The sequence below is a fragment of the Kroppenstedtia sanguinis genome (genome assembly GCF_050433445.1).
GTDB classification, from domain to species: Bacteria; Bacillota; Bacilli; order Thermoactinomycetales; family DSM-45169; genus Kroppenstedtia; species Kroppenstedtia sanguinis.
The window spans coordinates 42,780-57,355 of the sequence record NZ_JBNPXF010000012.1; the positions used below are offsets into that span (position 1 = coordinate 42,780).

The window sequence follows — 14,576 nt, forward strand, 5'->3', positions numbered from 1 at the left end:
AACAGACAACAGGATCCACCCGGCCCACGGAAGAAGGCCAGGTGGATCCTGTCATCTGGATAAGAAAAAACACACAGTTTTTGTCGAAACGAAACGGAGATCTCGGTTAGAGGGAAAAACGAATCATAACCCAAGCTACCCCCACTGCAACAGGGATGGCGGGGAGCAAATCTCCCACCCGGATCTTTGCCATCCCGAGCAACTGGATCCCAATCCCGATAATCAAGATCCCCCCCGTTGCCGTCACCTGCTGGATGACTTGATCCAAGGCTTCCTTGTCGAGAAACTGGGTGATCCAGCCCGCAGACAAGGTTATCGCCCCTTGATAAAGTACAACAGGGATCATCGAGAAGAGCACTCCACTCCCCAAGCTGGAAGTAAACAGGATGGCAGTAAACCCATCCAGCAGGGATTTGGTGTACAACACTGCATGATCTCCCCGCAAACCGCTATCCAACCCTCCCAAGATCGCCATGGGACCGACGCAATAAACCAAGGTCCCGGTTACAAATCCAGTGGCAAATCGACCTTCATTTTTCCAGCGGTTTTCGATCCACTTTCCAAATTGATTCAACCGATCTTCCACCTTCAATCCACCACCCAGGACCCCTCCCACTGCGATCGCAAGCAAGACAACGGTAAAGTTTTTCGCTTCCAAAGCCATGGATAGGCCGATCACACACACTACCAGCCCCATCCCCTGCATCACAGTCTCATGAGTCTCTTTTTTCATGCTGGTGAAAAAAGTGCCCAGCAGGGATCCTATAACAATCGCGATCCCGTTCACCAGCGTACCTAGTAAAATCACTTCTCACTCCAACTCCCTAACCGATCCCATAAGCTTCGCAAATTTCCCCCACCGCCTGTAGTAACACCTCTACATCCTGATCCTTGTTGAAAAAACCAGGGCTGACTCGGATGGTGCCTGTATCTGCGGTTCCCAGTGTCTGATGAGCCAACGCAGCACAATGAAATCCGGGTCGAACCGCAATGTTATAATGTTGATCCAGAATGGCGGCCACTTCGTTGCCGTCCACTCCCTCCACATTAAATGAAATCACAGGAACGGTAGAGGACGCTGGTGTGTATAGATGAATTCCTTCCATCCGACTCAATCCCTCGGAGATCTGTTGGGCGAGATCCAACTCATGTCGCCAGATCGATTCCATCCCCTGTTCAGACAAAAACTGAAGTCCGGCATTTAAGCCGACAATTCCAGGGGTATTAGGCGTTCCGCTTTCAAAGCCCGTCGGACGTTCCTCCGGTTGCATCAACTGTTCGGAATAACTGCCTGTTCCCCCTTCCATCAAGGGACGAAGAGATAGCTTCGGCGATATATACAATCCTCCGGTACCTTGCGGACCCATCAATCCCTTATGACCGGAAAAAGCCAACATCGATATTCCCATCGACTCCACATCGATAGGAACCACACCCGCCGTCTGGGCGGCATCCACTAGCAGAGGAATCCCCCACCGACGGGCAATATTTCCGATCTCCCCCACCGGGAGTAACACACCGGTCACATTAGAAGCATGAGTCGCGACAATCAAGCGGGTACGGGAACCCAAAGCCCTTTCCAAGCGATGCAGATCCACAGGTTCCTCCGCCCCTGGAGGAATGTAATCCACTTCAATCCCCTGGTTTTTTTTCAACATCTCCAATGGGCGAACCACTGCATTGTGTTCCCAGCTGGTGGCTACTACATGGTCACCTGGATTCAACCATCCTTTGAGGGAAAGATTGATCCCATGGGTTCCATTTTGACAAAAGATCAGATTTCGCGGATCCGGGATCTGAAACAACCCTGCCAGCCGGCGGCGGGTCTCTTCTACCTTCTCCCCGGCCAGCCTGGAGAGTTGATGTCCGCCTCTGCCAGGATTGGCCCCGTAGTTTGTCAAATGATCCTCCACGCTCTTCAAAACCGTGGCCGGTTTTGGCCAAGTGGTGGCGGCGTTGTCCAGATAGATCACATCCACCCCTCCATCACCAAGTATCAATCCAGAATCCGATCCTTCTGTAGCATTTCCACCAACCGTTCCAGTTCTCGCTCCGAGTAATACTCGATTTCAATCCGTCCTTTTTTTCTTCCGTGACGAATCCGCACTGGGGTACTATAAGCTTCCTGCAACATATCCTCATAACGTTTAAATTGCGGAGAGAAAGGCCTTTGAGCACGTTCCTTTTTCTTTTGAGTCCGCCTCACCCCCTCATTCACCTGTTGAACCCATTCTTCCAACTGTCGCACGCTGACCTCTTCCTTTACCGCCCGCTTGGCCAGCTTTAACAAAGCCTCCCTGTCTTCCACTCCTCGTAACGCACGAGCGTGTCCCATAGATAATGTTCCACGTGAAACATCTTCCTGAACTTCCTGGGGGAGTTGAAGTAGACGAAGAAAGTTTGCCACATGAGGACGGCTTTTCCCCACCCGTTTGGCCAATTCCTCTTGGGTCAGAGAGAAGCGGTCCATCAACTTTTGATAAGCCTGTGCGATCTCGATGGAGTTAAGATCTTCCCGCTGCAAATTCTCAATCAAGGCGATCTCCATCATCTGCTCATCAGAAAATTCCCGAACCACCACAGGAACCTGATCCAACTGGGCTTCTTTGGCTGCGCGGAACCGTCTTTCTCCGGCTACAATCTCAAAACCTCGAATGCTTTTTCTTACCACAAGGGGCTGAACCACTCCATGTTCTTGAATGGATGCGATCAGCTCCTGCAGTGCATCTGGATCAAAATGTTTGCGTGGTTGATAGGGATTGGCACGCAGCTCATCCACCGCAATTTCGTTCACTACATCTTCATCATCTACCTGGGCATCTGGAAAAAGAGCACCCAATCCTTTACCCAGAGCTTTACTCCCGGCCATTCCGGATCACTTCCTTTGCCAATTCAATATAGCATTCCGCCCCACGGGAACGGACATCGTAATCCAGGATAGTCATCCCGTGGCTGGGTGCTTCACTGAGACGGACATTGCGGGGGATGACAGTACGATACACCTTCTCCTGAAAATATTTCTTGACTTCCTCCATCACCTGTACAGAAAGATTGGTACGTCCATCAAACATCGTCAATAGGACACCCTCAATTTCCAAGCGTTTATTCAAGTGTTTTTGCACAATGCGAATCGTGTTCAGTAATTGTCCCAATCCTTCCAATGCGTAAAACTCACATTGGATGGGGATCAATACCGAATTGGCTGCAGTCAGCGAGTTGACTGTCAACACTCCGAGAGAAGGGGGACAGTCGATCAGGATATAGTCGTAAGTATCTCTGATTCCTTGCAATGCCCGCTTCAGTCGATGTTCACGGGAAAGGGTTTGGACCAATTCAATTTCCGCCCCGGCCAATTCGATCCGCGCGGGTACTAGATCCAATCCCTCAATCGAACTGGGGAGAATCACATCCTTAGCGGGGACTTCATCAATCAACACATCATAGATGCACTGTTTCACATCTGCTTTATTGATCCCCAATCCAGAAGTCGTGTTACCCTGAGGATCTGTATCCACAATCAAAATTCGTTTGCCTTGATGGACCAAACTGGCTCCCAAATTGATGGAAGTCGTCGTTTTGTAGGGTGGGAACCCAGCGCCTTGCCAGATCCTCATCGCAGGTTTCTGTGAACCCCCCTCCGAACCGAACGTACACTTTTCAATGTATTCGGCTCTCCAGCCATTCCTGAGCCCAGTAAAAACAATGAGAGTTTTCTCGCAAATACCCGATCAGAGAAAGCAGGAGGGAGAGGCGGACAGGCTACGATCTCTTGCCAAAAGTGCAAACAAGCTCCGGCTGCATTTTTTTCCTTAATGGTTCATGGAAGTATGTAAGCAGCTTTTCCCTTCCGTCTCCGTCCTCCACCTTCAGCCCAATCCTTTTTTTTGGCACGGTTCCCGGTCCGCTATGAATCTCTGTACCGTATTTGTCCAACACCTTTTTCAACGAGGTTTTTTCCTTGCGGGCGATGGTCTTGACTAAACTCCAATAGTGATAATACCTGAATTTCCCCAGCTTGGTGCTGACATCCTCAGCCATACTATAAAAATCGTACAACTCTCGCATTTCCACATGGTATCGCTGAATTAATTGTGGGAGAGGCAGATAGATTCTGGAGTTGATATGAACCGGCTTGCCCCTCTGGCTGAATAATCCAATCTGCTGACGAATCACCTCACCTGGCACCAACAATTGAACGCCTCCAAAGGCGGCTCCCCTTTCAACCTCTGTTGCATCCTGCTTTGGCACGCGCTTCTCGGATTGGATCTCATAACCGAGAAAGCGCACAGGGTTCTTTGCTAAGTGTTGGATCCGGATCTCCTCTCCCTCAAGAGCCAGGTGCAAGGAAGATTGCAGGAAAGTTTGGATATCCTCTCGGAGGGCCTGAACTGTGGCCTTTTTCCCACTCAAGCAAAGGAGGAATCGCTCGGCATACCTGAGATAAATCATCTGCTCCCCCTGATCTCTGGCAGATAAAGATCGTTCTTCCATCCATCGATCCAGTTCATGAAGATAGATATTGACAAGCAAAGAGCAGATCTCCCCTCCGGGGAAAGAAGTCGAAGCATACAGGGGAATACCCCCGTATCGCAAGAGCCCCGCCCGAAGAAACCGGTGGAGCAACTCCAGAAATCTACCGTCATCAATCCGCCTAGCTAACAGAGAAAGCAAAAGCTGAGGGTCCATTCGTTGCAGGAGATCCTGGATCTCACCTTCCATTCCCCAATTCACGTTCCTGCAGGATGTGCGGATCATGCGCAAAGCCGTCTGATGGCTCCTGCCAGGTCGGAAACCATGTGAGGAGTTCAGAAAGATTGGCTCATAGATCGCCTCCAGGATCTGTCTTAATATCTCCAAGACCCATCGATCTCCAATGGGAAGAATCTCATCCCCTCTCCCCTGTTTTGGGCCTAATGATCTGGGGTAATAGGCCTCCGCTTTCATCTGCCGGATCACTTGCTTCACCCACTCCGCCTGCACTCCATCCAGAGAAACATTGGACCGCTGGGCCCCTGGCCACTCCCGAATTTGGATCCAAGCGTTCCGATAGAAGTCAGGATTAAAAAAATTGCGGTATAACCTTCGAAAGACAAAACTCTCATCGTGTCTGGCTTTCCGGCTCAGTAACGATAAGATTACTTCGGCTCTCTGCATTTCGCATACCTCCATAATCCATCGTTTGAACGACCTGCCCCCCTTCGCCAAGTAATGGGCTTTCCCCATCTCAGACTACTACGGGGGCTCCGTGACCCTAGCGAGATTCCTTCTGAACATCCCGCCTTAGGCCATCTCCGTTTAGGATAGATGAACACCATGGAAGTGACGTAGGTTCCCGTTCGTCTCTTTGACACATCTTTGATGCGCTGGGAAAGGGGCGGAGAGTATGAAGAGCGCAGGAAATACCCTTCACAGCTCCTTTCCGTGTGCGTCTCAATCAGCTTTCGCACACCCCGGCGGTCAGGGCCAAGAAACTGGGGTTCAGGCAGTATAGCCTTGACCCTATCACTTCATTGGTCTCGCCGATCCGGCCACACGCTGATTAAACGACCGATCGGCTTTGCCGGCATGCTATGGTCCCTGATGGTGTTTCCACATCAGGTAAGCCGGTTGACCATGGGATCTCTCTCCAATCCCAGCCTCCAGAAAGGCATTGTTCATCATCCCCTTACGGACGCACTCCAACCCCGCCTTTTTGATTGGCAATGGCTACAACTCGACTCAATGAATCTGCACCTCGTTTCACAGCTGATAGGAGTCAGGACTGCACGAGTCCCTTCCTCGAAATTGTACACCTTTTATTTTGGAATGCGAATAACCACTTCATAAAAGTCCTCCTGATCCTTTTCATCTGCAATCACTGGAAGACCGCTCTCTTTCACCATGTCCACAGATTGGCGAATGGTATTGACTGCAATTCGTACATCCCTGGAAAAGGATTTTCGTTTGGGCTTGGGAGTATTCCTCATCTCCGTCCAGCGTTGCACCCGTTTTTCTGTCTGTTTGACATTCAGGTCTTTCTGCAATATTTCATGTAACAACTTCAATTGCAGTTCTTTTTCCTTCAAACCCAACAACGCCCGGGCATGTCTCTCGGAAATGGATCGGTTCAAGACCGCATCCTTTACCTCCTGTGGAAGGTGTAGCAGACGCAATTTATTCGCCACAGTAGATTGTCCCTTCCCTAACCGCTTGGCGAGACCTTCCTGCGTCAGGTCGTGAAGCTCGATTAACTGATCGTAGGCCTCCGCCTCTTCCAGAGCGGTCAATCCTTCCCGTTGCAGGTTTTCGATCAATGAGACCGAGGCAGCATCCATATCGGACATCTCACGAACAATGGCGGGAATTCTCTCCATCCCTAATTTTTTGACAGCACGAAGCCTTCTTTCACCGGCGATCAATTCATAGTGATCCCGAACTCGCCGTACCACCACTGGTTGGATGACCCCATGGGTGCGAATCGTTTCACACAATTCCTTTAATCGTTCGTCATCAAAAATCGACCGTGGCTGATAGGGACTCGGCCGGATTTTCTCCACTTCCAACTGCCTGACTTCATCCTGTTCTTCTTTTTCTGCCATCCCGAAAAACCGGTTGAATGGTTCTCTCATCTTCACGGACACCACCTGTAATCACTATGAAATCTTTTTTAGAAGTATGGTGCTCCCATCATTCTGGGACGACCGAGATGGGCAACGTTTCATTGTTCTGAGAAACCCAATTTACCCTTCTGATGGACTCTTTCACATGAGCGTGTTTGATAAAATCACCACGGCAACACATCACCATTCAGTTGAATCCCCGATCCCACATCTGCGTTCCTCGGCTTCAGTTAGGAATCGACACCTTCACTGGAGAATCATCAGGCATCATGGCCTCACCCACCGTCCTGTCCTTACCAGACTTACAAAAGTCCTATAACCCAGCAACCCTCCCTTCCAGATCTGGTTCGGCTGTGTTCACATAGACTTTATAACTAATTCGATGTTTTCGAAAGACCCTCCTCTCTTTTCCACCCCCTTCTTTTCCCTTTCTCCTCTAATTGGAACACCAAAGAGAGGATTTCCATTCGCCATCGTCGCCGAAAACACTTCTTCACAATGCTCCTCCACCTCCGAACGCTGCTATGTTCCACGTGGAACATTCCTCACACCCCAACAAAACAAACGTTCCCCTACGACGTAGGAATGAAAGAATTCATCGGTCTCTCAACATAAATTGTCGAAAAAAGGGGAAAGGGAATCGACGAAAGAAGAAACCCGCCTTTCTTCTTATTGACCCCCTATAACCCAGATTGTTAGAATCAATAGAAGACCAGTGAAAGAACAGTTTGAGACCTTTGACCAAAAACAGGAGGAACCGTTATGAGCGTACCCATCTACATAGGAAATGACCAAGGCTACTACGGAACCAAAGTTGTCAGCAGAAACGGCGACCAATTCCTCAAGATGTTCATCCGCAATATGGTCGTCCCCAACCGGGTGGGGGAAATCACCTATAACAATGATCCTCACAACATCATGTACCGGGAACGAGAAGGAGATCAGGAATGGTTTGTCGGTAAACTGGCTATTGAACAGTCCGCGGACGATGAACTATTCGATTCTCATGAACGCCGCCTGTTCAGCCCCACTTGGTTCCGAGAAGAAGAATACATGATTATGTTCCGTGTAAGCACCGGTCTGATGCTACAAGGAACCGACTCTCCCGAACCGGTAGTTTCGATCGCCTTACCTACAGACAGTTACATCGACTACAAAGAAGAATTGAAACGCCGTCTTGTCGGGAAGCACAGTTTTGAAGTGAAACAGGGAAACCTCCCCTACCGTAAAATTGAATTTGAAATCAAGCGGGAAAATCTGTACGTGATCAGCCAACCGATGGCTACCCTTTTCCATATTGCACTGGACCGGGAAGGACAACTTTTGAATGAGGACTTGTTCATCCAAAAAGTAAGTATCAACGACCTGGGATTTGGAACTTCCGATGTGGAAACCCTTCATGGGGAGACCATCATCAAACGGCAAAGCTTCACTTCCCGTCATGCCATGATCAATGTATATCAACTTCTTTCTAAACGATTGACCGAGTTCTCACGGGAAGTGGACCCGGACAAACAAGGGAAAGAGTATCCGATCTGGAGTCTGAACCGGATTATCCGCTCTGGGGAAATCAGCTTTAAAGGCAAAGTTTACGATGTAAACGAAATTGTGAAAGGATGCATCCAGGAAGTGGGGACCTCCCTGGTGGAGGAAGTATGGAATCGACTGGATTACGCCGATGACATCACATATATTATCCTGACCGGCGGCTCGTCCATTCCTTTCAAGCCCTATTACCGGGATCGATTCGGAGACAAACTGATCTTTGCCGAGGATTACGGTATCGATGCCCAGTTTGCCAACGCCTTCGGCTTGTGCAAATTCACCCAATCCAAATCGAAAACCGTACCGTTGAAAACACAGCAGGAAGTAGCCGCCACCATTCAAGAAGAGTTTAACGTACCCAGTTCTGCGGAGAAACGGGTCGGACGAAAAGGACAAACTAAAAAATAACTGCTGAAGCTTCATTCAATTCCGGGTAAATCCCCCAGGGTATGAAACCTTGGGGGATTCCGTAACCTCTTACCCAAAGGGCCGATGGACTGCAACCATTCCGCGGCAGCCGCAAAAACCCGAAAAATACTGAGGGGAATGAAAAGGAGGGGAAACCCATGACTTATTCGGGAAAAGATTATGATGTGATTGTGATTGGTAAAGGGCATGCCGGAAAGGAAGCAGCCAAAAAAGCGGCCCGGATGGGGAAAACAGCTTTACTGCTCAAATTGAATCCGGGTTCCATCGCCTCCGTCATGTGTAGCTCTTCTCAACAGGAATCACCGGGGGAGATTCCTTCCGGAATTCAAGCCCAACTCGTCAGCCTGGAAGATGAAAATAATTGGTCACAAAAATTGAAGTTTGAACCACTGGATTCCGATTCCCATCACTCGGTTTATATCTTGCAAGTCCCGGAAATAGATCCAGAGAAAAACCTCCTCTTCGGAGAGAGCCTTCCCAGCGAAGAAGAACCGACTCCAGCGGAGATCGAAGCGGAGCACATTCCCACTGAGCCCAGATCCACCCGACAGAGCCTGGGATCTTTTGCGAAGACGGAAGAGATTGCAGAAAGCGCCCCGCCCTCTGATCATTCTCGGGATCGGGAAAGTATATCCCCCGATCCCGAGCCTGAACCACCAGAAGACACGGTCTTTCATCAGCGAGAGATTTACAACCGAAAACGTTTGTTGCACCGACAATCCCCTTCCGTGGGCCGAGGGCACCCGACTGTCGAACCCTCAGGTCAGAAGGGAAAATCGAGGGAACCGGTTTTTCGGGAAAGGGAAAAGGATCTGAGGAAAAAATTGGTCCAGGATCGCCGCTCTTCCGTAGAACAGACACCTCCGAGACGGGAATCCCTTTCTTCCCCTCACATTCATGGGAAACCAACCAGAGAACCATCGGTAACGGAAGAGCGTTCTCTCCCGGATGCAAAAGAATCTCATACCGAACCCTTTGCCCATACACAGAAATCCGGACAGCGCCCGGCTAAACGAACTTCTTCTTCCGTGATTCCCATGGATCAAGGGCGGATCAAGCATCGGAAAGCCAACCGTCCAAAGGAGCCCTTCCATTTAATCGACAAGGAGAAACGGACGCCACCGCCTGCGACAAACTCGGAACCTCCCTCCCCGGATTCTTCGCTAGTATGGGAGGAACGTAACCCTAAGCGGGAACAGGCCCTGACGTACGAACCTTTTCAGGAAATGAAGGAGAAGGGGCCCCTGTCTCGTCACCACATGAACCCGACCCGGGAAAAAAGCGGCCCCCGGCAGGAAGGCCCCTCCGTTTCTCCCACTCCAGGGCCATTGCAAAGTCCATCCCGGAAGCCTCCCTCCAATCCAAAACGGGAAGAGCCGGGGATGGTACCAAAACAACAGCGAGTGGCTTCCCCTCCTCCCCTACGGCGGGAAGAGCCAAATAAAGAGCAAAAGACGGCAAGCCACTTCCATCTCAATCAAGAGGCTGCCCGCAACGTATTGAAAAACTCCAATGAGGGCTTAAAAAAGGATGAACTCGATATCTCCGATCCCTTCGGTGAATCTTATGACGAGCTCTTCACTCCCTTCTCTGGAAGCGACCCTCAGGACGTGCAATTGGAAAAACGAAAACTGGCCCTGCGTGGACTTCACAATTTGATCAATAACCTCGGTTAAAAAAGCAGCCTTGGCAACGGCTGCTTTTTCCTTGCCAGGGTATGATCTCTCCCTCAAAACAAATGCCCCTTCGGAAACGATCCAAAGGGGCGAGAAAGACTAGAAGCATTGTGATTTACATCTCTTTTGACGAACTTTTTCGCAACGTTTCTAGGTCTTTATGAGTGGTGCAACGGTTTTCGGGCAGGGGTTCCCGCTGAACGGGGATAGGATTTGGGGGTGGGTCTCTCCTTCGCGACCACAATCAGATGCCGCTCTCCCATTTCTTCCGGCAGGGAGAGATAAATGGAATCAGGTGCTTTCCCTCCCAGTGTTCTCACTCCCGGACGCGCCTCTCTCATCTCTTCTTCCACATCGGCCCCCTTCCACGCCACAAACCTTCCCCCCACCCGGACAAAGGGAAGACAGTATTCAGCCAACACATTTAATCTCGCCACAGCGCGGGCACTTGCTACATCAAAAGATTCCCGGAACATGGGTTTGCGGGCCGCCTCTTCCGCCCTTCCGTGCACACACTCCACTCCGCTCAACCCCAGCTCCGCCACAGTTTCCTTCATAAAGGTGACACGCTTATTCAAGGAATCCAACAAAACCAGCCGCAAGTGAGGATAAGCAATCTTGAGGGGAATCCCTGGAAAGCCAGCCCCGGTTCCCACATCGATCAAGGAATTCACTTCAGCAAAGGAGAGATGTGAGGCCAGGGTGAGAGAATCAAAAAAATGCTTTACAAAGACTTCCTTCTCATCGGTAATCGCTGTCAGGTTCATCTTTTTATTGCCTTCCACCAACAGGTGGTAATAACGGTGAAAAAGGTCCAGCTGTTCTGTGCTCAGTTGCATCTGTAAACGTTCCTGGGCTGCTTCCTCCAGCCATTCCCGATAATCCATGGGACTCTCCTTTCATCACCTGAAGGAGTTGTGATACAACAAATCCTCAACCGCCAACACGTGACTGCCGCCCCTGCTCCAGATAGATTAGTAAGATCGAAATATCTGATGGGTTGACTCCAGCGATCCGAGAGGCCTGGCCCAAGGACAAGGGGCGAACCCGGTTCAAATTCTCCTTCGCTTCCGAGGAAATACCATTCACCTGATCATAATCCACCCAGTCCGGAATCCGCTTGTTTTCCATCTTCCTCATTTTCTCCACCTGTTGCAGAGACTTTTTGATATAACCCTCATACTTCAGCTGAATCTCCACCTGCTCTGCCACTTCCGGGGACACCGGCTCCTCCGGCGGGGATAGATGATGAATATGCTCTATTTTTACCTCCGGCCGTTTGATCAACTGGGACAACTCCACGGCATGGTTCAATTCACTGGAACCCACATCCCGGAGTAAGGCCTGTACCTCAGGAGTCGGCTTCAGAACCGTCTCTTGCAGGCGCTGGATCTCCCCTTCGATCGCCTCCCGCTTCTTGCAGAAGCGACGGTACCGCTCTTCAGGGATCAACCCCACTTCATAACCGAGATCTGTCAGGCGGAGATCCCCATTATCATGGCGGAGCAACAGACGGTACTCCGCCCGGGAAGTGAGCAGACGATAGGGTTCATGTGTACCCTTGGTCACCAAGTCGTCGATCAGAACCCCAATGTAGGCTTGAGAACGTTCCAGAATGATCGGCTCTTCCCCCTGAACCTTCCGCGCAGCATTGATCCCGGCCATAATTCCCTGAGCTGCTGCTTCTTCATAGCCGGAGGTACCATTGATCTGACCTGCAGTAAACAGACGGGACACAGTCTTGGTTTCCAGACTGGGCCACAGTTGAGTAGGAACGATGGCATCATACTCAATCGCATACCCCGTCCGCATCATTTCTGCATTTTCCAAACCATCGATCGTCTGGAGAAGCGGTTGCTGAATCTCCTCTGGCAAACTGGTGGAAAGGCCTTGAACATACATCTCCAGAGTTTCCCGACCCTCCGGCTCCAAAAAAATCTGATGTCTGCTTTTATCAGCGAACCGAACGATCTTATCCTCGATTGAAGGACAATAGCGAGGCCCCTGACCTTCAATCACACCTGAGTACATCGGCGCCCGATGGAGATTTTCCCGGATATACTGATGGGTTTTTTCATTGGTGTAAGTAAGCCAGCAAGGCAATTGATCTGTCGTCGTCTCCGTAGTTTCATATGAAAAAGCCCTTGGCTCCTCATCTCCAGGCTGAATCTCCATTTTATCCGTATTCACAGTCAACTTGTTGACCCGGGGCGGTGTCCCTGTCTTGAAACGCACCGTTTCGAAGCCCAGTTCCTGCAGATGATAGGCTAGATTAATCGAGGGTTGCTGATTATTCGGTCCACTTTCATATGTCAGATCTCCAATAATGATTTTGCCCCGCAGGTAAGTGCCTGTAGTTAAGACCACACTCTTCGCATAATACTTTGCTCCCGTCCGGGTGACCACGCCATGACAAACCCCGTCTTCCACCAATAGGCGCTCCACCATGTTTTGATGAAGCAGCAGATTCGGCTCGCTCTCCAGAGCCTTTTTCATCTCCTGTTGGTACAACACCTTATCCGCTTGTGCCCGAAGTGCATAAACCGCAGGCCCTTTCCCTGTGTTCAACATCCGCATCTGGATATGGGTTTTGTCGATATTTCTCCCCATCTCTCCGCCCAAAGCGTCCACTTCGCGCACGACATGCCCTTTGGCCGGGCCACCGATGGATGGATTGCAGGGCATATAAGCGATCGTATCCAAACTCAAGGTGAGCAGAAGCGTGGAACACCCCATCCGGGCAGCAGCCAAAGCTGCCTCACATCCGGCATGACCTGCTCCGATCACCACGACATCAAATTCATCTCCGGAAGTTGGCACGAGTATCCCCCCTTTGTTATTTTCCCAAACAGAACTGGGAAAAGATCTGGTCAATCAGATCCTCAGCCACAGCATCTCCCATAATCTCGCCCAGGGATTGCCAAGCGTTTTTTAGATCAATCTCCACCATATCCAACGGAATCCCCGCCTCAATCCCTTCGATGGCATCCCGGACCTGCTGTGCAGCTTGTTTCAGCAGACTGATATGGCGCGCATTACTGACATAGGTAGCATCGGCAGCGACGGCCTTTCCACCCAGGAACAGGTCCACGATCGCCTTTTCCAGTGGATCGATCCCCTGTTCATGGATCATCGAAGTGGTGATGAGAGGCGCTTCCCCAATCAGATCACGCACCTCTTGCAGATCGAGGCGCTGTGGCAGATCCATCTTGTTCACAACCACAATCACAGTCTGGTTGCGGACGATTTGCAACAGTTTCCTGTCATCCTCCGCCAGGGAATCCCCATGATTCAGAAGCAGAAGGATCAAATCCGCTCCTTCCAGTGCTTGGTGAGAGCGTTCCACCCCGATCCGTTCCACCACATCCTCCGTCTCCCGGATCCCCGCTGTATCTACCAAACGCAAGGGAATCCCCCGCACATTGACATATTCCTCGATCACATCCCGGGTCGTTCCGGGGATATCGGTGACAATCGCCTTGTTTTCCCTGGCCAGAGCATTTAGGAGAGAGGATTTTCCCACATTGGGACGGCCGACAATCACCGTTTCAATCCCTTCCCGATAGATTTTTCCCTGGCGAGCAGTCTGAAGAAGATGGCGGATTCTCTCTTCAATCCCCCGGGATTTTTTCAGCATGATTTCCCCGGTCAGCTGTTCCGCATCATATTCCGGATAATCCACATTGACCGCCAAATGAGCCAGGGTTTCAAGAATTTCCCCCCGCAATTCTTGCAGCAGGTGGGACAGCTTCCCCTCCGCCTGCTGCATCGCCACCCGAGCCGCCCGGTCCGTCTTGGAGCGAATCAGGTCGATAACGGCCTCCGCCTGAGAGAGGTCGATCCGTCCGTTCAAAAAAGCCCGTTTGGTGAACTCTCCAGGTTCCGCCAACCGTGCGCCGGCGGATAAGACTTCCTCCAGTACAGCCTGTACTGGAACCATTCCCCCGTGACAACTGATCTCCACCACATCTTCCCTAGTAAACGTCCGGGGAGATCGCATCACCGTCACCAGTACCTCATCGATGGGATTTCCTTGCTCAGAGTTTACAATCCTCCCATAATGGACGGTATGACTCTCCGCTTCCTTCAATGGTTTTTTCCCTCTGTATATGCGATCGGCCACTCGGATCGCTTCCGGACCGCTCACCCGGATGACCGCGATTCCCGCTTCACCCACGGGAGTTGAGATGGCTGCAATCGTATCGGTCTCCATCCCATTCCCCCCCTCAAATATTCCTTCACATAGGTTCCGATCTTTAATCATAGCATACGATAAATGGGAAAAAAACAACCCCTGGCAATGCAAAAAAACTCCCCAGATTGGAGA

11 protein-coding genes are annotated in these 14,576 nt (G+C 50.7%); 2 read left to right on the forward strand and 9 right to left on the reverse strand.

The window, feature by feature from the left end:
• Window positions 1-106 precede the first annotated feature (106 nt).
• From JOD24_RS08975 to noc, 6 genes are all read right to left on the reverse strand, one after another.
• Window positions 107-808, reverse strand: a complete 702-nt coding sequence (locus tag JOD24_RS08975) for a DUF554 domain-containing protein (protein ID WP_380164893.1) — start codon at window positions 806-808, stop codon at window positions 107-109.
• A 16-nt stretch (window positions 809-824) separates the two neighbouring features.
• Window positions 825-1,973: an aminotransferase class V-fold PLP-dependent enzyme gene (locus JOD24_RS08980; protein WP_380164895.1), complete on the reverse strand. Its 1,149-nt coding sequence runs from the start codon at window positions 1,971-1,973 to the stop codon at window positions 825-827.
• A 23-nt stretch (window positions 1,974-1,996) separates the two neighbouring features.
• Window positions 1,997-2,869: a ParB/RepB/Spo0J family partition protein gene (locus JOD24_RS08985; RefSeq protein ID WP_380164897.1), complete on the reverse strand. Its 873-nt coding sequence runs from the start codon at window positions 2,867-2,869 to the stop codon at window positions 1,997-1,999.
• On the reverse strand, window positions 2,856-3,614 hold the full coding sequence (locus JOD24_RS08990) for a ParA family protein (RefSeq protein WP_380164899.1): 759 nt from the start codon (window positions 3,612-3,614) through the stop codon (window positions 2,856-2,858). The genes JOD24_RS08985 and JOD24_RS08990 overlap by 14 nt, the downstream gene beginning before the upstream one ends.
• A gap of 145 nt (window positions 3,615-3,759) precedes the next feature.
• The gene (locus tag JOD24_RS08995) at window positions 3,760-5,154 is read right to left on the reverse strand and encodes a reverse transcriptase/maturase family protein (RefSeq protein ID WP_380164901.1); all 1,395 of its coding nucleotides are present in this window, start codon (window positions 5,152-5,154) and stop codon (window positions 3,760-3,762) included.
• Between the two features lie 641 nt (window positions 5,155-5,795).
• A complete protein-coding gene (gene noc / locus JOD24_RS09000) occupies window positions 5,796-6,608 on the reverse strand; it encodes a nucleoid occlusion protein (protein WP_380164903.1) in 813 nt (270 codons plus the stop codon).
• A 753-nt stretch (window positions 6,609-7,361) separates the two neighbouring features.
• Between noc and JOD24_RS09005 the strand changes: the two genes are divergently transcribed.
• Window positions 7,362-8,552, forward strand: coding sequence for a ParM/StbA family protein (locus JOD24_RS09005; RefSeq protein ID WP_380164905.1), 1,191 nt, complete (start codon window positions 7,362-7,364; stop codon window positions 8,550-8,552).
• Window positions 8,553-8,710: 158 nt separating this feature from the next.
• Window positions 8,711-10,249 carry an FAD-dependent oxidoreductase gene (locus JOD24_RS09010; RefSeq protein WP_380164907.1) on the forward strand — a complete coding sequence of 513 codons (1,539 nt, stop codon included), beginning with the start codon at window positions 8,711-8,713 and terminating at the stop codon, window positions 10,247-10,249.
• Between the two features lie 158 nt (window positions 10,250-10,407).
• Here JOD24_RS09010 and rsmG read toward each other — a convergent pair whose 3' ends face one another.
• The 3 genes from rsmG to mnmE are packed head-to-tail and all read right to left on the reverse strand — an operon-like array spanning window position 10,408 to window position 14,462.
• The gene (gene rsmG, locus JOD24_RS09015) at window positions 10,408-11,136 is read right to left on the reverse strand and encodes a 16S rRNA (guanine(527)-N(7))-methyltransferase RsmG (protein ID WP_429246766.1); all 729 of its coding nucleotides are present in this window, start codon (window positions 11,134-11,136) and stop codon (window positions 10,408-10,410) included.
• Window positions 11,137-11,182: 46 nt separating this feature from the next.
• Window positions 11,183-13,069 carry a tRNA uridine-5-carboxymethylaminomethyl(34) synthesis enzyme MnmG gene (gene mnmG, locus JOD24_RS09020; protein ID WP_429246767.1) on the reverse strand — a complete coding sequence of 629 codons (1,887 nt, stop codon included), beginning with the start codon at window positions 13,067-13,069 and terminating at the stop codon, window positions 11,183-11,185.
• A gap of 16 nt (window positions 13,070-13,085) precedes the next feature.
• The gene (gene mnmE, locus JOD24_RS09025) at window positions 13,086-14,462 is read right to left on the reverse strand and encodes a tRNA uridine-5-carboxymethylaminomethyl(34) synthesis GTPase MnmE (RefSeq protein WP_380164913.1); all 1,377 of its coding nucleotides are present in this window, start codon (window positions 14,460-14,462) and stop codon (window positions 13,086-13,088) included.
• Window positions 14,463-14,576: the final 114 nt, after the last annotated feature.

Bases quoted from the DNA above. Each gene is read 5' to 3' on its own strand.
- JOD24_RS08985 (WP_380164897.1), bottom strand. From the start codon at position 2,869: ATGGCCGGGAGTAAAGCTCTGGGTAAAGGATTGGGTGCTCTTTTTCCA.
- JOD24_RS08990 (WP_380164899.1), bottom strand. From the start codon at position 3,614: ATGAGGATCTGGCAAGGCGCTGGGTTCCCACCCTACAAAACGACGACT.
- JOD24_RS08995 (WP_380164901.1), bottom strand. From the start codon at position 5,154: ATGCAGAGAGCCGAAGTAATCTTATCGTTACTGAGCCGGAAAGCCAGA.
- noc (WP_380164903.1), bottom strand. From the start codon at position 6,608: ATGAGAGAACCATTCAACCGGTTTTTCGGGATGGCAGAAAAAGAAGAA.
- JOD24_RS09005 (WP_380164905.1), top strand. From the start codon at position 7,362: ATGAGCGTACCCATCTACATAGGAAATGACCAAGGCTACTACGGAACC.
- JOD24_RS09010 (WP_380164907.1), top strand. From the start codon at position 8,711: ATGACTTATTCGGGAAAAGATTATGATGTGATTGTGATTGGTAAAGGG.
- rsmG (WP_429246766.1), bottom strand. From the start codon at position 11,136: ATGGATTATCGGGAATGGCTGGAGGAAGCAGCCCAGGAACGTTTACAG.
- mnmE (WP_380164913.1), bottom strand. From the start codon at position 14,462: ATGGAGACCGATACGATTGCAGCCATCTCAACTCCCGTGGGTGAAGCG.